The following is a 26282-nucleotide window of genomic DNA, read 5'->3' as shown; positions in this document are numbered from 1 at the left end:
GAAGGGTGAGGCAGTGGATCAGTGCGCGGAAAGTTCGCGGGCTGTGCCTTGCAGTCGGGCCTTCTCCAACTTGTCTGCGGGCAGATTCACCAGCAGCTCCAGACGGCGACGGATCATGTGCATGGTCTGGCGGAAAGCTTCTAGCTTGGCGTCGTCAGCAGCATCGCTTTCCGAAGGATCGGGATAGCCCCAGTGCGCAGTAGCGGGGTGTCCGGGCCAGATTGGGCAGACTTCGCCTGCGGCGTTGTCGCAGACGGTGATGATCAGATCCATCTTCGGCGCATCGGCCACGGCAAATTCGTCCCAGCTCTTGCTGCGCAGGCCTTCTATGGATACGCCTGCGCGTTGCAGCACCTGCAAGCCCAGCGGGTTGGGCTGCTGGTAGGCTCGTGGGCTGCTTCCAGCCGAGTAGGCCTTAAAGCGCCCCCGGCCCATATCGTTGAGCAAGGCTTCCGCCAGGATGCTGCGCGCCGAGTTGTGGGTGCACAGAAACAGAACGTTCAGGGGCGTTGTAGTGTTGGTCATAAAGCCTCAGCAGCAAGACTTGGAGTTGGAAGTTTGGGTTTGGGGTGCACAGCATGAAGACGCGGTGGTTGGGGCCGCTGCGGCAGGAGTACAGCAGGCGCTGGCCTTGGGCGCCGACTGCGCCGCTTCATTGAACACAGGGATGTTTTCAAGGGAATGAAAGTGCTCCCAGGCGATGCCTTGGGGGTCGGTGATCCAGTGCTTGTCGCTGCGGGCGTAGCAGCAGGTGGTAGTGCCCTCATCCAGCAGCGCCATGTCAGCAGATTCGGCGCGTGCCTTGAGCTCTGCCAACTCCTGAGCTTCATCCACCTGGAAGCCCAGATGGTCCAGTCCAGGCTTGTTGCCACGGGTCGAGATGGCGAAGTTCACCCGGGGCTCATCGATCATCCACTTGGCGTAATCGCTTTCCACGCGGGCAGGTTCTGCACCAAAGAGCTGGGAGTAGAAGGCGATGTTCTTGGCCAGATCATCGACATGCATGTGGACGTGAAAGCGTTTCATCGTGTGCTCCGTTAGCAGTTGCAGGAAGAGGCATCTGCCGGAGTGCACACAGCGCCCTGGCAGCAGTTTTCGGTGAGGTAGGCCAAGAGGTCGTTCATCGCAGGGAACGCCGCCCGGTACAGCACGTTGCGGCCCTGACGCTCCTGACTCACCAGCTCGGCATGGGACAACTCTTTGAGATGGAAGGACAACGCATTGGGAGCGATGCCCAACTGCTCGGCCAAGACACTGGGTGTCAGTCCTTCGGGGCCTGCGACCACCAGGGCGCGAAAAACGCGCAGGCGGGCTTCATGGGCCAGGGCGGAGAGGGAGCGGATGACTTGGGCTTCTTGCATAAATCAATAATACATCATTTGTTGAATAAATGAATTGTTTTGAGAGGGTGACATTTTCGAATGACTGCTTATGGCAGAAGGCTCAGCGCCACATTGCAGCCGCTGAGGACGTCCACCCTGCCGCAGTTTCCAGGGTAGCCGTCAATGGCAACGTCAAATCTCCGTCTGTTCAGAGCTCTCGAGGGCATCGTCTACTTCGATACCCAGGTACCTCACTGTTGACTCCAGCTTAGAGTGACCTAGAAGTGACTTGGCAGCACGCAGGTTCTTTCTGCGGTGGTCGATCAGTGTCGCCTTTGTCCTGCGCATCGAGTGCGTCCCGTACTCCATGCGGTCCAGGCCTAGCTCGTCAACCCTGTGATCGAGGATTCGGGTTTACTCCCGTGTCCCCAGATGGGGCTATTCGTTTAGCCCGTTTGGAAACAGGAAGTCCTCTGATTTCAGACCAGCCAGCTTGACCCAGGCTTGCAAGGCGTCACGAGCGGCCTGCACGAGCTAGAACTGCACTGGACGTGCTGCGTGACGACAACGCGCGATGCCACCTGATAGCCGTGGCATACATCCCAAACCTTGAGAGCGACGAGGTCGCATCCTCGCAGCTTGCTATCAATGGCCAAGCTGAAAAGAGCAAGCTCGCGCACTCGGCCTGGATTGCGTCTTCTTCAAGCAGGTCACAGGAGGCAAACTCCTGAATCGATTGAGATTTCCGCTGTAGTCGGAATTTCTCGGAATCTGGTCAAGGTAACGGCAGTCGCCCAGTTGGTGCTCAAGTTGAACGACTGCTATATGCCTGATAGCGTGATTTGAGGCGTTTCCAGTCAATGGCGACTATCGCTGCAAAGCCGACGTAGGAGCAAGAAGCGTGGACGACCGCAAAGGGGCGATTGCTGTCAGCGGATAGATCGACTTGGGAGGTCAGGAAATGTGCATTTGGTTCAAGGTTTACTTGAACGCGCCAACGGTGCTTGATCCAGTTACGTAGCGCACATCCCAGTCCTGTGCTTCTGTCGCATGCCCTGGCACCCACTTGCACAGCGCAACAGCGCCCCTTTTTCTCAACGTAGGTTGATGCGGGCCATGCCCCAGACTTCACCCATTGAGGTTTGCTGCTGCAACTGGTACAGAGCTTGGAGCGAAGTCCGACACGCGGGTAAGCCCACACAATGAAAAAGCCCCAGCGGTGAAGGGCTGGGGCTTTTTAGGCTCTTGCGAACCGGTGTTCTGGCGGAAAGCAGCTGGAGTCGAACCAACCCAGGAGTGACTGACACCCCTCACCGGGTTTGAAGCCCGGCCGCGCCACCGGGCACGATTGCCTTCCTTGGGAGGAAAGCGGCGATTCTACCGTGTTACAGCCTGTGTGCAGGGCAGACGGTGGCGATGGGTAGCACAGGGAATGCCCCAGCCCCTGCAGGGAACCTGCATCGCTATCTCCATCTCATCCCTAGCTCAGCCCAGCCCAGCCCAGCCCAGCCCAGCCCAGCCCAGCCGATCTCCATCGCATGGCATCGCATCGCCACCATCACCCCTGTGCGGTCAGCGGCTGCGGTTCCATTGCGCGTCGGGGCGCAGCACGTGGGCGTCGCGCACGCGGCGGGTGTAGCCCAGGCGGTCGAAGCATTCGATGATCTGGATGGCGCGTTTGCGGCCCAGGCCGGTGGCGTCGCGGAAGGCGCGGGCTTCGACCTCGCCGTGGGCGGCCTGGGCGGCCAGTTGCTGGACGATGTCGGCCAGCTCGTCCATGCGCGCAGCGCTGTAGAACAGGTCTTTGACCACCTGGAACAGCTGGCCCTGGCGGGCGAGCTTGCGCAGCAGCTGGCGCACGGCGTCTTCGCCGGTGCCGGTGTCGGCGGCCAGGTCGCGCACCCAGGGCGGGTCGTAGCGGCCGGCGTGCAGCAGCGGCAGCAATTGCTCCGACAACGTTTGCTCGGCGGCGGTGAGCTGCACGCTGTGGCCGGGCAGGTGCAGCCAGGCGCCGCTGGCGGTGATGCTGCCGTCCTGCAGCAGCGCCTCCACCAGGCCGGCCCACAGCGCGTCGTGCTGGTTGTGCACCAGTCCGGGCAGGGCCATGCGGCGCAGGCGGGCGGCGTTGATGCCGGGCTCGTCCGGGTTCTTGGCGTGAAAGCGCTCCAGCGTGTCCAGCACGCGTGCGCGCAGCGGCTGCCAGCGGGCGGCATCCAGCAGCAGGGCGTCGCCGTCGGCCATGGGCAGGCGCAGCGTGCCGGGCAGGGCGGCACCGTCCAGCGCCCGCCCGGTCAGGCGGGTCAGCTGGGACAGCGGCAGGCCGTGGGGCGCCTGGGCGATCAGGGCGGCGGGGCTGGCGGTGGCGACCAACTGCTCCAGCGCATCGAGATAGGCCGTGCGTTCGGCGCTGCGGCGCTTGCGGGCCGGGGCATAGGGGTCCACCACCATGCCGCCGGCGATGGTGCGGGTGGCCTGGGCGTTGCGCAGGATCAGGCGGTCGCCGGGCAGGGCGAACACGGGCGCATCCAGCACCAGCTGGGCGCGCACTTCGGTGCCGGGTTCGATGGGCTGGTCCTGCAGCAGCGCGACGTGGGCGGTGCCCTTGTGGGTGCCCATGTGCACATGCACCGGCGTCCACTGCGCCAGGGGGGGCGCTTCGGCCAGCAGGTGCAGGCGGATGTCGATGCGGTCGGTGGCCTGGAGCAGGCGGCCGTCCAGAATCCAGTCGCCGCGCTGGATGTCTTCCTTGGCGATACCGGCCAGGTTCAGGGCGCAGCGCTGGCCGGCCACGCCGGTGTCGCTGGCCTGGTTCTGGGCGTGGATGCTGCGCACCCGCACCGACTGGGCGGTGGCCGAGTGCAGCAGTTGATCGCCCACGTTCACGCGGCCGTTGAACACGGTGCCGGTGACCACGGTGCCCTGGCCGGGCAGGGTGAAGACGCGGTCCACGGCCAGGCGGAACAGTCCGTCCTGCGCGCGTGCGGGCATCAACTGGGCCTGAACCTGCAGGTGGTCGCGCAGCGCGGCCACGCCGGGGTCGTCGGCCTGCACGGCATGGGTGGCGAAGATGGGGCTGCCGGCCAGTGCGGTGACCGACAGGATGGCCTGGATTTCGGCGCGCACATCGTCCAGCCGTTCGGGCAGCACGCGGTCGACCTTGGTCAGGGCCACGGTGCCGTGTTTGACGCCCAGCAGCTGCAGGATTTCCAGGTGTTCGATGGTCTGGGGCATGACGCCGTCGTCAGCCGCCACCACCAGCAGGGCGTGGTCTATGCCCACGGCGCCGGCGGCCATGGTGTGGACGAATTTTTCGTGGCCCGGCACGTCGATGATGCCCAGCACGTCGCCGTTGGGCAGGGGGCTGTAGGCGTAGCCCAGCTCAATGGAGATGCCGCGCGCTTTTTCTTCCTTCAGCCGGTCGGTCTCCACGCCGGTGAGGGCGCGCACCAGGGTGGTCTTGCCGTGGTCGATATGGCCTGCGGTGCCGATGATCATGGGTGTCTCTGCTTTCCGCACCGTCTGTGCGGTGCTGGTTCAATGTCTCAATGTGGGGTCGTACAGGCTGTCAGGGTGCCATGGTGTCGTGGGCACGCTGGCAGCGCTGTAGGGAATGGCCTGGGGGTCAGGGCTGGGCCTGGGCCGCGCCGTCGGTGCGCAGCAGGAAGAATTGGGCGATGAAGCCGTCCAGGGCGTCGGCTTCCAGGCAGCGCAGGTCCAGCCACAGTGCGTCGTCGTGCAGGCGCCCGATGATGGGGCGGGGCAGGGCGCGCAGCCGCGCTTCGAGCTGCTGCAGCTGGCGGCCGGCCTGCTTGCCGCTGGCCGGGTAGATCTGCAGGCCCCAGCTGGGCAGGTTGTCCACGGGCAGGGCGCCGCTGCCGATCTGGCTGTGCAGCTCGGCGGTGTCCACCGTCCAGCTGGCGCCCAGCGCGTGCTGGAGCAGGGGGGCCAGTTGTTCGGCCTGGGAGCGCATGTCGGCCTGCGGGCGGGTGAACAGGCGCAGCGTGGTCAGGTTCTGGGCCAGGGCCTCGGGGTGCAGGTACAGGCGCAGCGTGGGCTCCAGCGCCGCCAGGGTGAGCTTGCCCACGCGCAGGGCGCGCTTCATGGGGTGCTTTTTGATCTTTGCGATCAGCTCCTTCTTGCCGACGATGATGCCGGCCTGTGGGCCGCCCAGCAGCTTGTCGCCGCTGAAGGTGACCACATCGGCGCCGGCGTCGATGGTTTCGCGCACCGTAACCTCGTGGGGCAGGCCCCACTGGCGCAGGTCTACCAGGGTGCCGCTGCCCAGGTCCACCACCATCTGCAGGTCGTTGGCGTGGGCGATGGTGGTGACTTCGGCGTCGGGCACGCTCTTGGTGAAGCCCTGGATGGCGTAGTTGCTGGTGTGCACCTTCATCAGCAGGGCGGTGTCTGCGGTGATGGCGCCTTCATAGTCGCGCGCATGGGTGCGGTTGGTGGTGCCCACCTCGACCAGCTTGCAGCCGGCGCGGCCCATGATGTCGGGGATGCGGAAGGCGCCGCCGATTTCCACCAGTTCCCCGCGCGAGACCACCACTTCCCTGCCGGATGCCAGCGTGGACAGGGTCAGCAGCACGGCGGCGGCGTTGTTGTTGACCACGGTGGCGGCTTCGGCGCCGGTGAGACGGCAGATCAGCGCTTCTACCAGGTCGTCACGGTCGCCGCGGCCGCCGGTGGCGAGGTCGTATTCCAGGTTGGCGGGAGTGGTCAGCGCTTCCACCACGGCCTCCACCGCCGCCTGGGGCAGCAGGGCGCGGCCCAGGTTGGTGTGCAGCACGGTGCCCGTGAGGTTGTAGACGCTGCGCAGGCGCGGGGCGAACAGCTGGGCGAGCTGGCGGCCGATCTGTGCTGCCAGTGCGCCAGTGGCTACAGATTCGGGGACCAGCGCGGTGCCGGCACGCAGCTGCTGGCGCAGGTCTTCCAGCACCTGGCGCACGGCGTCGGTGGTGGCGATGCGGCCGTAGTCGGCCAGCAGGGGCTGCAATTCGGCCGATTGCAGCAGGCGGTCCACCGACGGCAGGCGGGCGGGTTCCAGGGGGGCGGTAGCGTGGGGTGCGGATGGTGCGGCCACAGGCAGTCTCGGCAAGGTGCAGTCGGGAAAATGAAAACGGGCCGCCACGGGGCGGCCCGGCGTGGTGTGCGGGAGAGCGCAGCCTTGTCAGGCGCTCCGGCCGCAGACTGGGGCTTATTGTGCCGGATCGATCAGCCCGTCCTGGGGCTGGTCTGCGTCCTGCGCTTCGGCCACGGCCACATACAGCAGCGGGTTGGCGCTGGCGCGCTGGAAGCGGGTCTGCTCGCTCATCAGCAGGTCCAGCATCAGGCTGGCCAGGTCGTCGGCCAGGGGCTCGGCGAACGGGTCTTTTTCCTGGTTGACCACCTTGCGGTAGGTGCCGCATTCATCGCAGGTTTCAGCGGTGACCACGTCCTTGCTGCCTTCGATGGTTTCGTAGTGGATGCCCTTGGTGGATTCGCAGTGCGAGCACTTGACGCGCACCATGTGCCATTCGGTGCAGCAGGTGCCGCAGTGCAGGTAGCGGTGGCCGTTGGCCTTGCCGCCGATGCGCAGCACGCTGGCCACGGGTTCGCTGGCGCAGACGGGGCAGATGCTGGCCGGGTCGGTGTAGGGCACGTCCACGGGGTTCAGTGCAGCGGCGCGGCGGGCGTAGGTGACCTGCAGCGCGGCCATGATGAACGGCGCCATGCCAATGTGGCGTGCTGCCACTTCTTTTTGCAGCAGCTTGGCGGCAATGTCGTTGCGCTCGGCGTCCGGCAGGTTGCGCAGCTCGGTGATCAGCGGTTGCAGCGGTGCGGGCAGGCCTTCGGCGCTGGAGAGGGTTTCCAGCATGCTGTGCAGCACGGCGTGCCAGGCGGGGTCCACATGCTCGGCGGCGGGCAGCAGCGGCATGGAGTGCTGCTGGGCGCGTTCGATGGTGCTGGTGTCCAGCGGCGCCAGTTCCACGCTGCTGGCAGCGGCCTGCTGGGCGTCGACGATCTTGGCGGCGAACTGCAGGTAGTCGGCGATGGGGTTGCCGTCGGCCAGCTGGCGCAGGCGGGCCGCGCGTTCGCTGAACAGGCTGGCGACCTGCGGCAGCAGGATGCGGGGGAAGGAGGTCTTGTCCAGCGCTTCGATTTCGCCGGGTTGGAGGATACGTTGCTGCATTTGTGTGGTTCTCAATGAAGGCCGCCGGCAGCCCGTGAAGGCAGCCGGCGGCAGTCAACAAGCGTCAATGAGGAGGGGCTGAGGAGGAGTGCCCCTGTTTTTTAGTCGTTGTCGCCGGTCATCTTGCGATACCAGCCGCGGTGATGCTGCTTGGCCCAGGCACGGGTGACTGTGCCATAGAGCATGGCACGGATGGTGCCGCGGGTCCAAATAGCCGCATATACGTGCATGATGATCAGGCCGATCATCCACACGGCCGCAATGGCGTGCACCACCGAAGCGGCACGCACCACGCCCACCGGCAGGTTCCACCAGGCGCGCCACATCAGCACGCCGGTGATGGTGATCAGCGCCATGCCGATGACCAGGCCCCAGAACAACAGCTTCTGACCGCCGTTGTACTTGCCTTGTTCGGGCATGTCGTGGTCGTCGCCGTCGATCATCTTGTTGACGTTCTTGAGCCAGTCAATGTCGCGGGGTTCCACGATGTTGAGCTTGGCAAAACGGCAGGCCATGACGATGAAGAACAGCGCCATCACCACCCCGATGTAGGGGTGCAGGATGCGGCTCCACGGACCACCGCCGAACAGCTGGGTCAGCGGGAAGAACGCCGGGTGGAAGAACGCCAGGCCGGACAGGGCCAGCAAGATGAAGCAAATGCCGACCACCCAGTGGTTGGCGCGCTCCGATGCGTTGTAGCGCACGAGGTCGCGGGGATTGCGTTTCATTTGCCAGACTCCTTATTCAGCGCTTCGGCGTCCTTGCGTTCCATTTCATCTTCCAGCTCCTTGGACACGTCGTTCGGGCCCTTGGTGATGTAGTGGAACAGGCTGCCCACGGCAGCGGCGCCCAGTGCGGCCATGGCCAGAGGCTTGGCCACGCCCTTCCACAGTGCGACCATGGGACTGATCTTGGGATCGTCCGGCAGGCCTTTGTAGAGGGAGGGCTTGTCCGCATGGTGCAGCACGTACATGACGTGGGTGCCGCCCACGCCTTGCGGGTCGTACAGGCCTGCCTGGTCGAAGCCACGGTTTTTCAGGTCGACCACACGGTGGGCGGCCTGGTCCTTCATGGCTTCCTTGGTGCCAAACATGATGGCGCCGGTCGGGCAGGTCTTGACGCAGGCCGGTTCGCGACCCACCGCCACGCGGTCAGAACACAGGGTGCACTTGTACGCCTTGTGGTCCTTCTTCGAGATGCGGGGGATGTTGAATGGGCAGCCGGTGACGCAGTAGCCGCAACCGACGCACTGGTCCTGCTGGAAGTCCACGATGCCGTTGCTGTACTGCACGATGGCCCCGGGGGAAGGGCAGGCCTTCAGGCAGCCCGGGTCTTCGCAGTGCATGCAGCCGTCCTTGCGGATCAACCATTCGAGGTTGCCGGTCGCTTCGTTCTCGTACTCGGTGAACCGCATCACGGTCCACGACTGATCGGTCAGATCGGTCGGGTTGTCGTAGACGCCGGCTGCTGCCGTGCCGATTTCGTCGCGCAGATCGTTCCACTCCATGCAGGCTGTCTGGCACGCCTTGCAGCCGATGCATTTGGAGACGTCGATCAGCTTGGCCACCTCGCCGCTGTGCGTTTCGCGCGCACTGGGGGCAGGGGTGGTCGTCGCGGAGCGGCGCTTGATATCAAGGGACATGGTTGAAGACATCAGCTACTCCTTAAGCCTTCTCAACCTTCACGAGGAAGGTCTTGGATTCAGGGGTCAAGCTATTGCCGTCACCGACCGAGGCGGTCAGGTTGTTGGCCATGTAGCCCTTGCGGCCCTGGGACGAGAAGCCCCAGTGGATAGGCACACCCACGTGGTGGATGGTCTTGCCGTCGATCTGCATCGGCTTGATGCGCTTGGTCACCACGGCCGCAGCCTTGACGAAGCCGCGCTTGGACGACACCTTGACCTTTTGGCCGGTCTCGATGCCCAGCTCCTTGGCCAGCGCCTCGCCGATTTCCACGAACTGCTCGGGCTGAACGATGTTGTTCAGGTGCACGTGCTTGGTCCAGTAGTGGAAGTGCTCGGTCAGGCGGTAGGTGGTGCCCACGTGCGGGTACTCGGCGGCCGTGCCGGCGGAATCCTTGACGGAGTCAAAGATGCGCATGGCAGGGTTGATGACAGCCAGCTTGTTCTTCGGGTACATGGGGTTGTAGCCGAGCGGGTTGTCAAACGCCTCGTAGTGGGTGGGGAACGGACCTTCGTTCATGCCCTTGCGTGCGAACAGACGTGCCACACCTTCGGGGTTCATGATGAACGGGTTGGTCGTTTCGGGCGGCATGGTCGGGCCCATGTCGGGCACGTCGGCGCCGCCCCAGTTCTTGCCATTCCACTTGATCAGCACGCGGTTCGGGTTGAACGGCTTGCCTTCGCGGTCGCAGGATGCACGGTTGTACAGCACGCGGCGGTTGGCCGGCCAGGCCCAGGCCCAGTTCAGCGTGTTGCCGATGCCCGTGGGGTCGCTGTTGTCGCGGCGGGCCATCTGGTTGCCCGAAGACGTCCAGCTGCCGGCCCAGATCCAGCAACCACCCAGTGTGGAGCCGTCGTCGCGCATTTCACCAAAGCCTGCCAGCTGTTCACCCGCCTTGCGGATGACCTTGCCTTCGGCGTCGGTCAGGTCGACCAGTGCACGGCCGTTGTATTCCTTGGCGATTTCCTCGGAAGACGGGTGTGCGGGCTGTGCGTACGGCCAGTAGAGCTTGGTGATCGGGTCGGGGAACTTGCCGCCTTCCGTCTCATACAGCTTCTTCAGGCGCAGGTGCAGGGCCGACATGATGGCGATGTCGGTCTTGGCCTCTCCTGGGGGCTCGGCCGCCTTCCAGTGCCACTGCAGCACGCGCGAAGAGCTGACGACAGCGCCGTCTTCTTCGGCAAAGCAGGTGGTGGGCAGACGGAACACCTCGGTCTGGATGGAAGCGGAATCCACGTCGTTGAATTCGCCGTGGTTCTTCCAGAATTCCGAAGTCTCGGTGGTCAGGGGATCCATGACCACCAGGAACTTCAGCTTCTTCAGGCCGTTGCGCACGTTGTTGCTGTTGGCCAGCGCCGCCAGGGGGTTGAAGCCCTGGGCGATGTAGCCATTGATCTTGCCCTGGTTCATCAGGTCGAAGACCTGCAGCATGTCGTACTGCTTGTCCAGCTTGGGCAGGTAGTCGAACGCCCAGTTGTTTTCCGCCGTGGCGGCAGGGCCCCACCACGCCTTCATCAGGCTGACGTGGAACTTGGGCGTGTTCGACCAGTAGTTCATCTGGCCCGGACGCAGTGCCTTGGGCGTGCGCGCGGCGATGTACTTGTCGTACTCCTGTTCGGCTTCGTTCGGTAGCGTCAGGTAACCTGGCAGCGAAGCAGACAGAATGCCCAGGTCCGTCAGGCCCTGGATGTTGGAGTGGCCGCGCAGCGCGTTCATGCCGCCGCCAGCGATACCGATGTTGCCCAGCAGCAGCTGGATCATGGCACCGGTACGCAGCATCTGTGCGCCGGTGGTGTGCTGTGTCCAGCCCAGGGCGTACATGATGGTGGCGACACGGCCGGCTTCCGCTGTGGAGGCGAGCTTCTCTGCCACGTGCAGGAACTTTTCCTTGGGCGTGCCGCAGATGCTTTCCACCTTCTCAGGGGTGTAGCTGGCGTAGTGGCGCTTGAGCCACTGGTACACGCAGCGGGGATGCTGCAGCGTGGGGTCGACCTTCACGAAGCCGTCTTCACCCAGTTCATAGTCCCAGGTGGACTTGTCGTAGGTGCGCTTTTCGGGGTTGTAGCCCGAGAAGATGCCTTCGTCGAACGCAAAGTCCTCGCGCACGATGAACGTGAAGTCCGTGTAGTTCTTCACATATTCGTGGTGGATGCGGTCGTTGGTCAGCAGATAGTTGATCACACCACCCAGGAACACGATATCGGAGCCCGAACGGATGGGGGCGTAGAAATCGGCCACGGATGCCGAGCGGTTGAAGCGCGGATCGACCACCATGAAGTGAGCATTGTTGTGCTCCTTCGCTTCGGTCACCCACTTGAAGCCGCAGGGGTGTGCTTCGGCGGCATTACCGCCCATGATCAAGATAACGTCCGCGTTGCGAATGTCGACCCAATGGTTCGTCATCGCTCCACGGCCAAACGTCGGGGCAAGACCTGCCACCGTCGGGCCGTGTCAGACACGTGCTTGGTTATCGAGTGCGAGCAGGCCCCAGGAACGGGCCACTTTGTGCGTAACGTAGCCGGCTTCGTTGCTGGAGGCCGAAGCGGCCAGCATGCCGGTGGTGAGCCAACGGTTCACCGTCTGGCCCTTTTCGTTCTTTTCAACGAAATTGGCGTCGCGGTCTTCCTTGAGGAGCTTGGCGACGCGGGTCAGAGCCTCATCCCAGGACAGGCGCTTCCACTCGGTCGAGCCGGGGGCGCGGTATTCGGGGTACTTGAGGCGGTTGGGGCTGTGCACGAAGTCCAGCAGCGATGCGCCCTTGGGGCACAGCGTGCCGCGGTTCACCGGATGGTCCGGATCCCCTTCGACGTGCATGACCGACAGCTTGGCATTCTTGGTGCCATCGCTGTAGGAATACATCAAAATGCCGCAGCCGACCGAGCAGTACGTACACGTCTGCCGAGTGACGGTGGCGGCGGCCAGCTTGAACTGACGGACCTCCGCTAGGGCGGCGGTGGGCGAGAAGCCCATCACTGCCAAGCTGGATGCCGCCAGACTCGAACCAGTCACTTTCATGAACTGGCGTCTGGAGAATTGCACCATGGGTTACCTTTTTTAACTTGACGCTTGTGGGGCGCATTCTAGGTCCGGCAACTTATATAAGACGCAGGAGTTCAGGTTCTCGGTCACTCTTCTCGGGATTGCTGCACGCGGTGTTTTATGTAGGTTATGTATTCCTGCGAATGGCTGCCGGTTCCATTGCTGCTCTGGGCTTTCCAGTACGCCCAGGCTGCAAATAAGACTGTGGACCACAAAAAGACAAGCCGACCTAGGGAAGTCCCGAGGTCGGCCTGGTGAAGAGGGTATTTCCATCTGTGCGGTGATAAGCCCGCGTATCAGGTGTAACTATCTGGGCGTATTTTCGGCGGCTGGCGGGGCGTAAATATCCCAGGTGGCCATGAAAAGGGCTGCAATGGCCGGGCCCACGACAAAACCGGACAGGCCAAAAAGGGACATTCCGCCCAATGTGGAGATCAGCACCACGTAGTCGGGCATCTTGGTGTCCTTGCCCACCAGCAGGGGGCGCAGGATGTTGTCGACCAGGCCGATGACCAAAATGCCGTAGGCGGTCAGGATCAGGCCCTGGCTCCAGCTGCCGGTGGCCAGGAAGTAAATCGCCACCGGGCCCCAGATCAGGCCCGCACCCACGGCGGGCAGCAGGGACAGGAAGGCCATCAGCACGCCCCAGAGCACCGGGGCGTCAATGTCCAGTATCCAGAAAATCAGGCCGCCCAGCGCGCCCTGGGCAGCGGCTACGGCCAGATTGCCTTTGACGGTGGCCTTGATGACGGTGGTGAACTTGCTCAGCAGCTGGGTCTTGTGCTCGCGGTCCAGCGGAATGGCGTCGCGGATGCGTGGGGCCAGCTTGGTGCCGTCGCGCAGCAGAAAGAACAGCAGGTACAGCATGATGCCGAAGCCCACCACAAAGCTCAGGGTGCCCTGGCCCAGGTTGACGGCCTTGGTGGCAAAGGATTTGGCGGCTTCGCCGGCCACCACCGCCAGGCGCTGCTGGATTTCCGTCAGGGTGCTGAGGTTGAGCCGGTCCAGGATGTCCAGGGCCCAGTCCGGCAAGGCGGCCTTGATCTGCTGGATATAGGTGACCAGATTCATCTGGCCCGAGCTCATGCGGTGGTAGACGGACGCGGCTTCCTGGATCACCGACAGGGTGATGGCGATCAGCGGCAGGATGACTACCAGCAGGCACAGCAGCAAGGTGAGGAGGGTGGCGGAGTTCGGGTACCGGGGCATGCGGGCCAGCAGGCGGCGGTTCAGCGGCTGGAACAGGATGGCCAGCACCACGGCCCAGAACACCGCGCCCACGAAAGGCCAGAGGATGGTCAGGAAACCGAGGGTGACGGCTGCCAGCAGCAGCGCAAAGGTGTACTTGTTGGCGTTTTCCGAGCGCATGTGCATGGAGGCAGGCCTGCAAACTAAGGGGATATGGGAATGTAAGCGAAGCAGGCAGCGTTTAAGCTGTGTCCGCCTTTCGGAACGACACGGCATTCGGTGGCACAATGACGGACGCAACAACAGGCCCTTCCCCAGCCACAGTCGCATCCGCCATCCGGTACAGCCGTGTCGCGGAAGGTTTACCAACCAGCTAAGGCTTTCCCCAGGAAAGCGGAGGTCAGCGGAATATGAGCGATCAGCCATCTGTTTACCAAGCCTACCAAGGCAACACCTATCTCTTCGGCGGCAACGCGCCCTATGTCGAAGAGATGTACGAAAACTATTTGGCCAATCCCGGCAGCGTGCCGGATTCGTGGCGTGAATACTTTGATGCGCTGCAGCATGTGCCTGCCGCCGATGGCACCAACGCCAAGGATGTTCCCCATCTGCCCGTGATCAACGCGTTCGCTGAACGCGCCAAGCAAGGCGGCACCAAGGTGGTCCAGGCTTCCGGCGCCGATTCCGAGCTGGGTCGCAAGCGCACTGCCGTGCAGCAGCTGATTGCCGCTTACCGCAATGTGGGCCAGCGCTGGGCCGATCTGGATCCGCTCAAGCGCACCGAACGTCCTGACATTCCCGAACTCGAACCTGCGTTCTACGGCTTCACCGATGCCGACCAGGAAGTCGTGTTCAACGTGGGCAACACCTTCTTCGGCAAGGAAACCATGTCCTTGCGCGAGCTGATGAACGCTCTGCGCGAAACCTACTGCGGCACCATCGGTGTCGAGTACATGTATGCCACGGACCAGGCGCAAAAGCGCTGGTGGCAGCAGAAGCTGGAAACCATCCGCTCCAAACCCGTCTTCGATGCTGCCAAGAAAAAGCGCATTCTGGACCGCCTGACGGCAGCCGAAGGTCTGGAACGCTATCTGCACACCAAGTACGTGGGCCAGAAGCGCTTCTCGCTGGAAGGCGGTGAGTCCTTCATCGTCGCGATGGACGAGCTGATCAACGCCAGCGGCCAGACGGGCGTGCAGGAAGTCGTGATCGGCATGGCCCACCGCGGCCGCCTGAACGTGCTGGTCAACACCCTGGGCAAGATGCCCAAGGACCTGTTCGCCGAGTTCGATCACACTGCTCCCGAAGAGCTGACCGCTGGTGACGTGAAGTACCACCAGGGCTTCAGCTCCGATGTGTCCACCGCAGGCGGCCCCGTGCACCTGTCGCTGGCTTTCAACCCTTCCCACCTGGAAATCGTCAACCCCGTGGTCGAAGGTTCGGTGCGTTCGCGCATGGACCGTCGCGCCGACCCGCACGGCAAGCAAGTGCTGCCGGTGCTGGTGCACGGTGATGCCGCTTTTGCCGGCCAGGGCGTGAACCAGGAAACCCTGGCGCTGATGCAGACCCGTGGTTATTCCACTGGCGGCACGGTCCACATCATCATCAACAACCAGATCGGTTTCACCACCTCCGACCCCCGCGACAAGGGCTCCACCACCTACTGCACGGACATCGTGAAGATGGTGGAGTCGCCCGTGCTGCACGTGAATGGTGACGATCCCGAAGCCGTGGCGCTGTGCATGCAGCTGGCACTGGAATACCGCATGGAGTTCCAGCAGGACGTGGTGGTGGACATTGTCTGCTTCCGCAAGCTGGGCCACAACGAGCAGGACACCCCCGCGCTGACCCAGCCGCTGATGTACAAGAAGATCGCTGCCCACCCCGGCACGCGCAAGCTGTACGCAGACAAGCTGGCTGCGCAAGGTCTGGGCGAGTCCCTGGGCGACGACATGGCCAAGGCCTACCGCGCCGCCATGGACGAAGGCCGTCACACCCAGGAAGTGGTGCTGACCAACTTCAAGAGCCAGTACGCCGTGGACTGGAGCCCGTTCCTGGGCCAGAAGTGGACCGATGCCGGTGACACCGCCATCCCGCTGACCGAATGGAAGCGTCTGGCCGAGAAGATCACCACGCTGCCCGAAACCGTGAACCCCCACGCGCTGGTGAAGAAGGTCTATGACGACCGCGCCGCCATGGGCCGCGGCGAGGTCAACGTGGACTGGGGCATGGGCGAGCACATGGCTTTCGCATCGCTGGTGGCTTCGGGCTATCCCGTGCGCCTGTCCGGCGAGGACAGCGGCCGCGGTACCTTCACCCACCGCCACGCCGTGATCCACGACCAAAAGCGTGAAAAGTGGAGCGAAGGCACCTACATCCCGCTGGCCAACGTGGCCGAGAACCAGGCTCCGTTCACCGTGATCGACTCCATCCTGTCCGAAGAGGCAGTGCTGGGCTTCGAATACGGCTATGCCTCCAACGATCCCAACACCCTGGTGATCTGGGAAGCCCAGTTCGGCGACTTTGCCAACGGCGCCCAGGTGGTCATCGACCAGTTCATCGCCTCCGGTGAAGTGAAGTGGGGCCGCGTCAACGGCCTGACCCTGATGCTGCCGCACGGCTACGAAGGCCAGGGCCCCGAGCACAGCTCGGCCCGCCTGGAGCGCTTCATGCAGCTGGCTGCCGACACCAACATGCAGATCGTGCAGCCGACCACGGCCAGCCAGATCTTCCACGTGCTGCGTCGTCAGATGGTGCGCAAGCTGCGCAAGCCGCTGGTCATCTTCACACCCAAGTCGCTGCTGCGTAACAAGGACGCCACGTCGCCGCTGTCTGAATTCACCAAGGGTGCTTTCCAGACCGTGATCACCGAGCAGGATGCCAACGTGGTGAAGAACGCCGCCAAGGTCAAGCGCGTGATCGCTTGCTCGGGCAAGGTGTACTACGACCTGGTGAAGAAGCGTGTCGAGAAGGAAATCAACGACGTGGCCATCATCCGCGTCGAGCAGCTGTATCCCTTCCCGCACAAGGCTTTCGCTGCCGAGCTGAAGAAGTTCCCCAACGCCACCGACATCGTGTGGTGCCAGGACGAGCCACAGAACCAGGGCGCCTGGTTCTTCATCCAGCACAACATCCACGAAAACATGGTCGAAGGCCAGAAGCTGGGCTACTCCGGTCGCGCTGCCTCGGCATCGCCGGCGGTGGGCTACTCGCACCTGCACCAAGAGCAGCAAAAGGCTCTGGTGGAAGGCGCGTTCAGCAAGCTCAAGGGCTTTGTCCTGACCAAGTAATACAGGGACGACCCCTGCCCGCAGGGCAGGGGTACACAAAAACATCTTTGGAAAGAATTCAAAATGGCAATCGTTGAAGTCAAAGTTCCCCAGCTGTCCGAGTCCATCGCCGAGGCGACCATGCTGACGTGGAAGAAGAAGGCCGGTGAGGCCGTCGCTGTGGACGAAATCCTGATCGAGATCGAAACCGACAAGGTGGTGCTGGAAGTGCCCGCACCTGCCGCTGGCGTGCTGGCCGAGATCGTGCAAGGTGATGGCGCCACCGTCATCGCCGAGCAACTGATCGCCAAGATCGACACCGACGCTGTGGCCGGTGCCGCTGCTGCGCCTGCCACCGCTCCGGCCGCTGCCGTGGCTGCTGCTGCCCCCGTGGCCGCCCCTGCTGCCGCTGGCGGCAACAAGGGTGATGTGGCCATGCCCGCTGCCGCCAAGCTGCTGGCCGAAAACAACCTGTCCGCCGCCAACGTGGCCGGTTCGGGCAAGGATGGCCGCGTGACCAAGGGTGACGCACTGTCCGCCATCAAGGCTGGCGCCACCATCCCCACCGGCGCTCCCAAGGCTGCTCTGCCCCAGGTGGCTGCTCCTGCGCTGAAGGAAGACCTGTCGGGCCGTCCCGAACAGCGCGTGGCCATGACCCGTCTGCGCGCCCGCGTGGCCGAGCGTCTGCTGCAGTCGCAATCCACCAATGCCATCCTGACCACGTTCAACGAAGTGAACATGGCTCCGGTGATGGCCCTGCGCAAGAAGTTCCAGGACGATTTCGTCAAGGAGCACGGCGTGAAGCTGGGCTTCATGTCCTTCTTCGTGAAGGCTGCCGTGCACGCGCTGAAGAAGTACCCGGTGCTGAACGCTTCGGTGGACGGCAACGACATCGTCTACCACGGCTATTTCGACATCGGTATCGCCGTGGGTTCGCCCCGTGGCCTGGTGGTGCCCATCCTGCGCAACGCCGACCAGATGAACTTCGCCGAGATCGAAAAGAAGATTGCCGAATTCGGCAAGAAGGCGGCTGACGGCAAGCTGGGCATCGAAGACATGACCGGCGGTACCTTCTCCATCTCCAATGGCGGCACCTTCGGCTCGATGATGTCCACCCCCATCATCAACCCGCCCCAGTCCGCCATTCTGGGCGTGCACGCCACGAAGGACCGTGCCGTGGTTGAAAACGGCCAGGTCGTGGTGCGCCCCATGAACTACTTCGCCATGTCGTATGACCACCGCATCATCGACGGTCGCGAAGCCGTGCTGGGTCTGGTGGCCATGAAGGAAGCGCTGGAAGATCCTTCGCGCCTGCTGTTCGACCTGTAATTCACACCGGGTTCACACCTCGACGAAACCCACCCTCGGCCACACGCCCACGGTGGGTTTTTTTCAGCACCTGTAGACAAGAGATTTGAGACATGAGCAAGCAATTTGACGTTATCGTGATCGGCGCCGGCCCTGGCGGCTATATCGCCGCCATCCGTGCCGCCCAGCTGGGCAAGACCGTCGCCTGTATCGACGAGTGGAAGAACGCTGCCGGCGGCGCTGCCCCCGGCGGTACCTGCACCAACGTGGGCTGCATTCCTTCCAAGGCGCTGCTGCAGTCGTCCGAGCATTTCGAGCATGCCAATCTGCACTTTGCGGACCACGGCATCTCCACCGGCAAGGTCGAGATCGATGTGCCCAAGATGATCGCCCGCAAGGACGCCATCGTGAAGCAGAACAACGACGGCATCCTGTACCTGTTCAAGAAGAACAAGGTCACTTTCTTCCACGGCCGCGGCTCCTTTGTGCGCACCGTGGAAGGCGGCTACGAGATCAAGGTGGCCGGCAAGGAGGAGGAATCCATCACTGGCGCGCAGATCGTGGTGGCCACTGGCTCCAACGCCCGCGCGCTGCCTGGCGTGCCTTTCGATGAAGAAAACATCCTGTCCAACGACGGCGCGCTGCGCCTGGGCAAGACCCCCAAGAAGCTGGGCCTGATCGGCGCCGGCGTGATCGGCCTGGAAATGGGTTCGGTCTGGCGCCGTCTGGGCACCGAAGTGACCGTGCTGGAAGGCATGCCCACTTTCCTGCCTGTGGTGGACGAGCAGATCGCCAAGGAAGCCAAGAAGGCTTTCGACAAGCAGGGTCTGAAGATCGAGATGGGCGTGAAGATCGGTGAAGTCAAGTCGTCCAAGAAGGGCGTGAGCGTGGCCTACACCAACGCCAAGGGCGAAGCCCAGACGCTGGACGTGGATAAGCTGATCGTCTCCATCGGCCGCACCGCCAACACCATCGGCCTGAACGCCGAAGCCGTGGGCCTGCAGCTGGACGAGCGCGGCTGCATCGTGGTCGACGACGACTGCAAGACCAACCTGCCCGGCGTGTGGGCGGTGGGTGACGTGGTGCGCGGCCCCATGCTGGCACACAAGGCGGAAGAAGAAGCCGTGGCCGTGGCCGAGCGCATTGCCGGCCAGCACGGTCACGTGAACTTCGCGACCCTGCCTTCCGTGATCTACACCAGCCCCGAAGTGGCATGGGTGGGCCGCACCGAGCAGCAACTGAAGGCCGAAGGCGTGAAGTACAAGGCCGGCACCTTCCCGTTCCTGGCGAACGGCCGTGCCCGTGCACTGGGCGACACGACCGGCATGGTCAAGTTCCTGGCCGATGCCGAGACCGACGAGATTCTGGGCGTGCACATGGTGGGCCCGATGGTGTCCGAGCTGATCTCCGAAGCCGTGGTGGCCATGGAGTTCAAGGCATCGAGCGAAGACATCGCCCGCATCTGCCACGCTCACCCCTCGCTGTCCGAATCCACCAAGGAAGCGGCTCTGGCGGTGGACAAGCGCACGCTGAACTTCTGATGGCCGTGAGCCGTTTGCACGGCTGAGCGCTCAGACCGCTGCCTGTGCCCGAGAGGGTGCAGGCAGCTTTTTTTTGTCTGTACGGTAGGCGTGCACCGGGTACAGCGGGTCAAGGGGCGGGTGGATGGCACGCACGCAGCCTGCGGCGTGGCGTCGCCTGCACGCGGTCAGCTCCGTGGCGGGGCGCCGTGCAGGTCACGCCAGGCGGCAGGGGGGGAAGTGCGTTGGGCCGGTGCGGCGGCCTGAGAGATGGCCTGAGAGACGGCCTGTGCGCCCGCGCAAGGCGCGTGCCGGCAGGCCTTAGCGCAGGTCTGCGGGATACCAGAAGGTGCGGAACATGTCGTGGCCGTAGGAGTGGCCGTCGTAGCGCAGCACGGTGCGTGCGCGGCGCTGGCGGGTTTTTTCGTCCGCGTCGCCATGGACTTCGCTCTGGACGATGCGGGCGGTCAGGGCCAGATCGGCAAAGCCATGGCTGCTGGTCTTTTCCACGGAGACGGTCAGGCGCGCTTCTTCGCTGCGGCTCAGTTCTTCGTTGAGGATGCAGGGCGTGCCCACGATGTTGACCCAGCCACGCAGATTGGTGCCGAGCACCGGGCGCAGTTGCCCGCCTTCGCGCACCCACAGTGTCAGCTCATTATCGGCAGCGGCGTCGGGACAGCGGGAGCCCAGCGCATCGCTGTGGAACACGGTGCCGAAGGCGCGCACGCCGGGGCGCAGGTGGTAGCGCGCGGTGTCGATGTCGTAGCGGCCCACGGCGGTGGTGGCGTCCTCCTCGATCTGCGAGCGGTGGGCGGCCACGACCTGGCCGGCTTCGACGAGGGCGATGATCTGCAGCTTGTTGCCGTCGCCGCGGGTCTGGCCTTCCAGCAAGTTGTCGAAGGCGATGGCGGCAATCGTGGTGTCCGGTGCATCGGGCATGGCCTTGCAGCTGGCTGCCGCAATCAGGCCCCCGGGCTGGTCCCAGCTGACCAGTTTGCCCTGGACACCTGCCCAGCGCGCCACGGCTGCGACGGTGGCAGGGGCACAGGCCTGGGGCGGCTCGGCGGCCCAGAGGGCGCTGCCCATGGTGGCCAGCAGCAGGCAGAGCGCCATGCGGCCCAGGGTGCGCAGCAGAGGGGTGCGAAAAGCGAAGGACTGCATGGGAAGGCGGGGATGCAACTGGAGTGCGGGAGGGGAACGGAAGGGAAACGGGCGAGGGCGTGCAGGCCGGGCGAAGGTGCAGGCAGAGATATCTGCAGGCCGGCAGGGCATGTTGCGGGCCGCTATAGAATAGACAGCATGTCGCAGGCTCGACATGATACCTGCAAGCCTTGGCGAAAGACTTTTTCGCACACTCTGCTCGGACGCTGCCCCCTGGTGGTGCCACGCGTCGGGACCTCCTCGCTCCATACATTCCGCGACTGGGCCTTGCACAGCAGCATGCTTGAGCCGCGGATCCGAGTTGGAGGTAGATGGTGAATGTGAGACAAGCGTACGAGGCCGAGCTGGCCGCCAAAGGCTTTACGGCCGACCCCGCGCAGCTGCGCGCGGTGGATGCGCTGCAGCGCTGTGCGGACGATTGGGCCGCCTACAAATCCCGGCGTTCCAACGCGATCAAGAAGATCTTTTCCAAACCGGAAATTCCCCGTGGCGTGTACATGTACGGCGGGGTGGGGCGTGGCAAGAGCTTTCTGATGGACTGCTTTTTCAATGCAGTGCCCATCCGGCGCAAGGTGCGGCTGCACTTTCACGAATTCATGCGCGAAGTGCACCGGGAGCTGCACCTGCTGCAGGGCACGCAGAACCCGCTGGATGCGCTGGGTGCCAAGATCGCCAAGCGCTACAAGCTGATCTGCTTTGACGAATTCCACGTGGCGGACATCACCGACGCCATGATCCTGTACCGCCTGCTGGTGTCGCTGTTCGACAATGGCGTGGGCTTTGTCACCACGTCCAACTTCACGCCCGATGGGCTGTATCCGGGCGGCCTGCACCGCGACCGCATCCTGCCGGCCATCGACCTGCTGAACGAGCGCATGGACGTGGTCAATGTGGACAACGGCACCGACTACCGCTGCCGTACGCTGGAGATGGTGCAGCTCTACCACTGCCCGCTGGGCCCGGAGGCCGACGCTGCCATGCAGGAAGCGTTCGAGCGCCTGGCCGAAGTGCCGGAAGAAAAGCCGGTGTTCATGATCGAGTCGCGCCAGCTCAAGCCGCTGCGCCGAGCTGGTGGCGTGATCTGGTTTGATTTCCGCGAACTGTGCATGGAACCGCGCTCGCAGAATGACTACCTGGAAATTGCCACCCAGTTCCATACCGTGCTGCTGTCGAACGTGCCGTTCATGCCGGTGAACATGGCGTCGCCTGCGCGCCGCTTTACCTGGCTGGTGGATGTGCTGTACGACCGGCGCGTCAAACTGATTCTGTCGGCCGCGGTGCCGCCGGAGCAGCTGTACACCGAAGGGCCGTTGGCCCACGAATTTCCGCGTACAGTGTCCCGCTTGAACGAAATGCAGTCCCAGGAATTCCTCTCGCTCGAGCGGCGCGAGGTTGATACTGGTCTGACCTGACACACCATGCACACACGCGCTTCTATGTTCCTGCCCCATCTGCTGGCTGCCGTGGTGGCCGTTTCGGCCACTGCCGCACTGGCCCAGCCTGCGCCGGCCGCGCCTCTGCCGGAAGAGGACGCGGCCCGCGCTGCCGCCCTGCAGCACCGCAAGGAGCAGCGGGATGCCGAGCGCCACGACATCGAGCAGCAGCGCCGCGCCCTGGCCGAGCGCCAGAAGCCGCTGGAAGCCGCCTGCTACCAGAAGTTTGCGGTGGAGGATTGCCTGAGTAAGCTGCGCAGCCAGGCGCGCGAACAGGAAAAGCCGCTGCGCGAACGCGAGCTGCGCCTGAACGATGCCGAGCGCCGGGAAAAGACGGAAGAACGCCTGCGCAGCATCGACCAGAAGATGAAGGAGCCGCGCCAGCAACCGGCCATACAGGCCACGCCGCGCCAGCCTTTGACGCAGCCCGCCAAGCCGGCGCCCAAGCGCACTCCGGAGGATGTGGCGCACGACCGCGCCACCATGGATGCGCAGGCCCAGCAGCGTGCACAGACGCAGTCGCAGCGCGCGCAGTCGCAGCAACGCCAGCAGGCCGAGCATGTGCAGGCCGAGGCCGAACGCCGCAGCAAGGCGCAGGAAGCCGCCAAGCAGACCCGGGAAGAAGCGGCCAAGGCCAAGGCACGCCGCGACAAGGCCGTGGCCGACCGCAAGGGCGCACCCTTGCCGGTGCCGGGCGCGCCCTGAGCCGCACCGGCCGGCGCGCAGCGGTTTCCAGCATGACAGCGGCGAGCGCGCCTGTGAGCCACCGCTTTCTGCTGCTGCGTGGGTGCCGTCAGGGAGGGCAAGGGGATCTGCCGGGACGCCTGGCCAGTGCCGCACGGCATAGCGCAGGGCTGTTTCTGCGTTGGAGAGCACGGGTATGACGGCCCCCCTGATGGATGCCGTGCGCGCCGTGTTTGCGGCCGACGGGGCATTGGCCCGGGCGGAGCCGCATTTTCACCCCCGCGCCGGACAGACTGCCATGGCCGAGGCCGTGGCCCAGACCATTGTCGATTGCGGCGTGCTGGTGGTGGAAGCCGGCACGGGCGTGGGCAAAACCTATTCCTACCTGGTGCCGGCGCTGCTCAGCGGCAAGCGGGTGGTGGTGTCCACGGCCACCAAGGCGCTGCAGGACCAGCTGTTCGCGCGCGATCTGCCCCGGCTGGTGCAAAGCCTGGGGCTGCCGCTGCGCATGGCACGGCTCAAGGGGCGCAGCAGCTATCTGTGCCAGCAGCGCCTGCTGCAGGTGCGCCTGGGCAAGCAGCCGCTGGATGCCCAGGTGCTGCGTGCCGTGGCGCGGGTGGAGGACTGGTCGCGCTCCACGCGCAGCGGCGACATGGCCGAGCTGCCCGATCTGGCCGAGGATTCGCAGGTGATTCCGCTGGTGACGTCCACGCGCGACAACTGCGTGGGCCGCGAATGCGCGCACTGGCAGGCCTGCCATGTCAACCGCGCGCGCCAGCAGGCGCTGGAGGCCGATGTGGCCGTGGTCAACCACCACCTGTTCTTTGCCGACATGGAGGTGCGCGAGTCCGGCATGGCGCAGCTGTTGCCCCAGGCGGGGGTGGTGGTGATCGACGAAGCCCACCAGCTGAACGAAACCGGGATCCAGTTTGCCGGCCTGGTGCTCAGCAGCAACCAGCTGCTGGCCTATGCCCGTGATGTGATGCAGGATGCCAGCGACCATGCCCGGGGCATGGTGGACTGGCTGGTACTGGCCGCGCGCGTGCAGCAGGCCGTGCGCGACTGGCGCCTGGTTGCCAGCACGCACCGCAGCGCACAGCCGCGCCTGCGCTGGCAGGGGCTGGCCCCGGACACCCTGGATGCCGCCCAGTGGCGCGCGGCCACGGTGCACCTGGGACAGGCCTTGCGCGCCGTGGTGCAGGCGCTGGCCGGGGTGCTGGAGATGGCGCCAGCCCTGGTACACCTGCAGGAGCGCGGCCTGCTGCTGCTGCAGCGGCTGGCGCATTTTGTGCGGCCGGCTCCGGACGATGCCGTGCGCTGGCTGGACGTGGGCCGCCAGCACCTGCGGCTGACGGAGTCTCCGCTGAGCATTGCCCGCCTGGTGCGCGAGCAGTTGATGGCCGGCCATCCTGCGCTGGAGGTGCGGGCCTTCAGCGACGCGGACTTGGCACCCGGTGGCGCCTGGGCGGCGGAGGTGGATGAGGTGGCTGCATCGGCTGCAGACGAGGATGGGACCGCGTCGATGGAGGCTGCGGAATCGGCGGAGCCGGACGGCGATGCCGTGCTGCCGCCGGTATCTGCCGCGCAGCCGGAGCGGCCGTCGACCACATCGCCGATTACGTCGCCGATCACACCGGCGGCATCAGACACTGCGGCGGTCCACACGGCCTGGATCTTCACCTCTGCCACCCTGGGCCTGGGGGATGACTTGCGCTGGTTCACCGAGCCCTGTGGGCTGCACGGCGCCCAGGTGTTGCGGGTGGACAGTCCATTCGATTACGCCCACCAGGCGGCGCTGTATGTGCCGGAAAGCTTTCCGTTGCCCGGTGATGCGCAGCACAGCGATGCCGTGGCCCGACTGGCCGGGGACGGTGCCGCAGCCCTGGGAGGGCGCACCCTGGTGCTGACCACCACGCTGCGCGCGCTGGAGCAGATCGGGCGCCAGCTGCGGGCGCGCTTTGGGCTGCTGGAGCCCATGGATGTGCTGGTGCAAGGGCAGGGCTCCAAGCATGCGCTGATGGAGCGCTTTCGCGCCGGTACGGTGAACGGACGCGGCTGCGTGCTGGTGGCGTCCAGTACCTTCTGGGAGGGGGTGGACATTCCGGGGGATGCGCTGCAGCTGGTGGTGATCGACAAGCTGCCGTTTCCGCCGCCGGACGATCCGCTGGTCGAGGCACGTTCGCGCCAGCTGGAGCAGCTGGGCCGCAACCCGTTTGCCGACTATGTGCTGCCCGAGGCGGCACTGGCCCTCAAGCAAGGCGCGGGGCGCCTGATCCGCACCGAAACCGACCGGGGCATCCTGGTGGTGACCGATATCCGGCTGCGCACCAAGGGCTATGGCCGCAGCATGGTGGAAGCGCTGCCGCCCATGCGCCGCCTGGGCACGGAGGCTGCGTGGAAAGAGGCCTTGCAGGCACTGCGGAGCCCGGCGCCGCTGTAGTGCGGGTCCGCGCCGGGGCGCAAGCAGTCAAGGTTTCAAGCTCTCAAGGCCGGAGGGCCGGGGGGGGCGCCAGACCACGGCCTTACCGTGGAGAGGGACATCCCCGGATGGTCTTCCCATGACAGTGCATGACCACGCGGTGCTCCTGACACCAAGCACCATGGACCATGAAAAAAGCCCATGCACAAGGGCATGGGCTTGAGGTGCAGGCGGTGGCTGACGGGGGCAACTGCCGTGGCGGCTTACCAGAACTTCCACCAGGGCGCGCTCTTGCGGCGCTGGGCCGTGGTTTCGGCCGTGGCAGGGTAGGTGCTTTCCAGCACGCGCTTGGCGTCGTCGCGCAGCTGGTTCATGCCCAGCTTGTCGTAGGAGTTGACCAGGATCTCCAGCGCTTCCTTGATGGCGGGCACGCCTTCGTATTCGGTGATGGCGGTCTGGGCGCGGGCAATGGCAGCCACATAGGCGCCGCGCGAGTAGTAGTAGCGCGCCACATGCACTTCGTACTGTGCCAGCGAGTTGACGATATAGGTCATGCGCTGGCGGGAATCGGCCGCGTAGCGCGAGTCAGGGAAGCGGTTAACCAGCTCGTTGAAGGCTTCGAACGAATCCTTGGCGGCCTTCTGGTCACGCTCGGACAGGTCCTGGCGCGACAGCCACGAGAACAGGCCCAGGTTTTCGTTGAAATTGACCAGGCCCTTGAGGTACAGCGCGTAGTCGAGGGCCGGGCTGGCAGGGTGCAGCTTGATGAAGCGGTCCAGCGTGGCGATAGCCTGGGCCTTGTCGCCGGCCTTGTATTGCGCGTAGGCCTTGTCGATCTGGGCCTGCTGGGCCAGGGGGGTGCCGGCAGCGCGGCCTTCCAGCTTTTCAAACAGTGGCACGGCCTTGTCGTAGCCGCCGCCATTGAGTTCTTCCTTGGCCTCGGTGTAGATGCGGTCGGGCGTCCACTTGGCGGTCGGGTCTTCCTTGGTCGTATTGCATCCGGCCAGCAGGCCGGCAGCCAGCAGGGCGGCGAACAGGGGCAGGCGGTGACGGGGCAGAGAAGACAGCATGCGGACAGGAAA

At 64.6% G+C, this 26282-nt stretch carries 18 protein-coding genes, 1 tRNA gene and 1 pseudogene; 6 read left to right on the top strand and 14 right to left on the bottom strand.

Features of this window, described 5'->3' with window-relative positions; all coding sequences use genetic code 11:
• Positions 1-18: 18 nt before the first annotated feature.
• From CT3_RS11350 to CT3_RS11300, 12 genes and pseudogenes are all read right to left on the bottom strand, one after another.
• Positions 19-525, bottom strand: a complete 507-nt coding sequence (locus tag CT3_RS11350) for an arsenate reductase ArsC (protein WP_066532439.1) — start codon at positions 523-525, stop codon at positions 19-21.
• A 6-nt stretch (positions 526-531) separates the two neighbouring features.
• The gene (locus CT3_RS11345) at positions 532-1026 is read right to left on the bottom strand and encodes an ArsI/CadI family heavy metal resistance metalloenzyme (RefSeq protein WP_066532436.1); all 495 of its coding nucleotides are present in this window, start codon (positions 1024-1026) and stop codon (positions 532-534) included.
• Between the two features lie 11 nt (positions 1027-1037).
• Positions 1038-1361: an ArsR/SmtB family transcription factor gene (locus CT3_RS11340; protein WP_066532433.1), complete on the bottom strand. Its 324-nt coding sequence runs from the start codon at positions 1359-1361 to the stop codon at positions 1038-1040.
• A gap of 153 nt (positions 1362-1514) precedes the next feature.
• Positions 1515-2005, bottom strand: a pseudogene (locus CT3_RS11335) (tyrosine-type recombinase/integrase); the annotation flags it as partial.
• A 578-nt stretch (positions 2006-2583) separates the two neighbouring features.
• A tRNA-Sec gene (locus CT3_RS21325) sits at positions 2584-2679 on the bottom strand.
• Positions 2680-2894: 215 nt separating this feature from the next.
• Positions 2895-4817 carry a selenocysteine-specific translation elongation factor gene (selB, locus tag CT3_RS11330; RefSeq protein ID WP_066532430.1) on the bottom strand — a complete coding sequence of 641 codons (1923 nt, stop codon included), beginning with the start codon at positions 4815-4817 and terminating at the stop codon, positions 2895-2897.
• 127 nt (positions 4818-4944) lie between these two features.
• Complete coding sequence (gene selA / locus CT3_RS11325; RefSeq protein WP_370685221.1) at positions 4945-6423, bottom strand: L-seryl-tRNA(Sec) selenium transferase; 1479 nt, start codon at positions 6421-6423, stop codon at positions 4945-4947.
• Positions 6424-6522: 99 nt separating this feature from the next.
• On the bottom strand, positions 6523-7497 hold the full coding sequence (fdhE, locus tag CT3_RS11320; protein WP_066532422.1) for a formate dehydrogenase accessory protein FdhE: 975 nt from the start codon (positions 7495-7497) through the stop codon (positions 6523-6525).
• A gap of 101 nt (positions 7498-7598) precedes the next feature.
• Positions 7599-8225, bottom strand: a complete 627-nt coding sequence (locus CT3_RS11315) for a formate dehydrogenase subunit gamma (protein ID WP_066532416.1) — start codon at positions 8223-8225, stop codon at positions 7599-7601.
• Positions 8222-9151, bottom strand: coding sequence for a formate dehydrogenase subunit beta (gene fdxH, locus CT3_RS11310; protein WP_066532413.1), 930 nt, complete (start codon positions 9149-9151; stop codon positions 8222-8224). The genes CT3_RS11315 and fdxH overlap by 4 nt, the downstream gene beginning before the upstream one ends.
• A 10-nt stretch (positions 9152-9161) precedes the next feature.
• Positions 9162-12221 carry a formate dehydrogenase-N subunit alpha gene (fdnG, locus tag CT3_RS11305; protein ID WP_115594661.1) on the bottom strand — a complete coding sequence of 1020 codons (3060 nt, stop codon included), beginning with the start codon at positions 12219-12221 and terminating at the stop codon, positions 9162-9164.
• 303 nt (positions 12222-12524) lie between these two features.
• Positions 12525-13586, bottom strand: a complete 1062-nt coding sequence (locus tag CT3_RS11300) for an AI-2E family transporter (RefSeq protein WP_066533317.1) — start codon at positions 13584-13586, stop codon at positions 12525-12527.
• A 230-nt stretch (positions 13587-13816) separates the two neighbouring features.
• Here CT3_RS11300 and CT3_RS11295 point away from each other — a divergent pair, with 230 nt between their 5' ends.
• The 3 genes from CT3_RS11295 to lpdA all read left to right on the top strand — a co-directional run bounded on the left by CT3_RS11295 (position 13817) and on the right by lpdA (position 19524).
• On the top strand, positions 13817-16696 hold the full coding sequence (locus tag CT3_RS11295) for a 2-oxoglutarate dehydrogenase E1 component (RefSeq protein WP_066532405.1): 2880 nt from the start codon (positions 13817-13819) through the stop codon (positions 16694-16696).
• Positions 16697-16759: 63 nt separating this feature from the next.
• Positions 16760-18004 carry a 2-oxoglutarate dehydrogenase complex dihydrolipoyllysine-residue succinyltransferase gene (odhB, locus tag CT3_RS11290; protein WP_066532403.1) on the top strand — a complete coding sequence of 415 codons (1245 nt, stop codon included), beginning with the start codon at positions 16760-16762 and terminating at the stop codon, positions 18002-18004.
• Positions 18005-18096: 92 nt separating this feature from the next.
• Positions 18097-19524 carry a dihydrolipoyl dehydrogenase gene (gene lpdA / locus CT3_RS11285; RefSeq protein ID WP_066532398.1) on the top strand — a complete coding sequence of 476 codons (1428 nt, stop codon included), beginning with the start codon at positions 18097-18099 and terminating at the stop codon, positions 19522-19524.
• A gap of 300 nt (positions 19525-19824) precedes the next feature.
• On the opposite strand, the gene CT3_RS11280 is transcribed toward lpdA, so the two are convergent.
• A complete protein-coding gene (locus CT3_RS11280) occupies positions 19825-20664 on the bottom strand; it encodes a PA3715 family protein (protein ID WP_098066154.1) in 840 nt (279 codons plus the stop codon).
• Positions 20665-20978: 314 nt separating this feature from the next.
• Here CT3_RS11280 and zapE point away from each other — a divergent pair, with 314 nt between their 5' ends.
• The 3 genes from zapE to CT3_RS11265 all read left to right on the top strand — a co-directional run bounded on the left by zapE (position 20979) and on the right by CT3_RS11265 (position 25221).
• Entirely contained in the window at positions 20979-22076 is a 1098-nt protein-coding gene (zapE, locus tag CT3_RS11275) for a cell division protein ZapE (RefSeq protein WP_066533315.1), read from the top strand.
• A gap of 6 nt (positions 22077-22082) precedes the next feature.
• A complete protein-coding gene (locus CT3_RS11270; RefSeq protein WP_127446215.1) occupies positions 22083-22802 on the top strand; it encodes a hypothetical protein in 720 nt (239 codons plus the stop codon).
• A 175-nt stretch (positions 22803-22977) separates the two neighbouring features.
• Complete coding sequence (locus tag CT3_RS11265) at positions 22978-25221, top strand: ATP-dependent DNA helicase (protein ID WP_066532393.1); 2244 nt, start codon at positions 22978-22980, stop codon at positions 25219-25221.
• 242 nt (positions 25222-25463) lie between these two features.
• Here CT3_RS11265 and CT3_RS11260 read toward each other — a convergent pair whose 3' ends face one another.
• A complete protein-coding gene (locus tag CT3_RS11260; protein ID WP_066533314.1) occupies positions 25464-26258 on the bottom strand; it encodes an outer membrane protein assembly factor BamD in 795 nt (264 codons plus the stop codon).
• Positions 26259-26282: the final 24 nt, after the last annotated feature.

It is taken from the genome of Comamonas terrigena NBRC 13299 (assembly GCF_006740045.1).
Classification (GTDB): Bacteria; Pseudomonadota; Gammaproteobacteria; order Burkholderiales; family Burkholderiaceae_C; genus Comamonas; species Comamonas terrigena.
Note: the sequence above shows the minus strand (reverse complement) of the source record. Positions and strands in the feature narration are given on the sequence as shown.

Coding starts and splice junctions, on each gene's coding strand:
- CT3_RS11350 (WP_066532439.1), bottom strand. CDS start 525: ATGACCAACACTACAACGCCCCTGAACGTTCTGTTTCTGTGCACCCAC.
- CT3_RS11345 (WP_066532436.1), bottom strand. CDS start 1,026: ATGAAACGCTTTCACGTCCACATGCATGTCGATGATCTGGCCAAGAAC.
- CT3_RS11340 (WP_066532433.1), bottom strand. CDS start 1,361: ATGCAAGAAGCCCAAGTCATCCGCTCCCTCTCCGCCCTGGCCCATGAA.
- selB (WP_066532430.1), bottom strand. CDS start 4,817: ATGATCATCGGCACCGCAGGCCATATCGACCACGGCAAGACCACCCTG.
- fdhE (WP_066532422.1), bottom strand. CDS start 7,497: ATGCAGCAACGTATCCTCCAACCCGGCGAAATCGAAGCGCTGGACAAG.
- CT3_RS11315 (WP_066532416.1), bottom strand. CDS start 8,225: ATGAAACGCAATCCCCGCGACCTCGTGCGCTACAACGCATCGGAGCGC.
- fdxH (WP_066532413.1), bottom strand. CDS start 9,151: ATGTCTTCAACCATGTCCCTTGATATCAAGCGCCGCTCCGCGACGACC.
- CT3_RS11300 (WP_066533317.1), bottom strand. CDS start 13,586: ATGCGCTCGGAAAACGCCAACAAGTACACCTTTGCGCTGCTGCTGGCA.
- CT3_RS11295 (WP_066532405.1), top strand. CDS start 13,817: ATGAGCGATCAGCCATCTGTTTACCAAGCCTACCAAGGCAACACCTAT.
- odhB (WP_066532403.1), top strand. CDS start 16,760: ATGGCAATCGTTGAAGTCAAAGTTCCCCAGCTGTCCGAGTCCATCGCC.
- lpdA (WP_066532398.1), top strand. CDS start 18,097: ATGAGCAAGCAATTTGACGTTATCGTGATCGGCGCCGGCCCTGGCGGC.
- CT3_RS11280 (WP_098066154.1), bottom strand. CDS start 20,664: ATGCAGTCCTTCGCTTTTCGCACCCCTCTGCTGCGCACCCTGGGCCGC.
- CT3_RS11270 (WP_127446215.1), top strand. CDS start 22,083: ATGCACACACGCGCTTCTATGTTCCTGCCCCATCTGCTGGCTGCCGTG.
- CT3_RS11265 (WP_066532393.1), top strand. CDS start 22,978: ATGACGGCCCCCCTGATGGATGCCGTGCGCGCCGTGTTTGCGGCCGAC.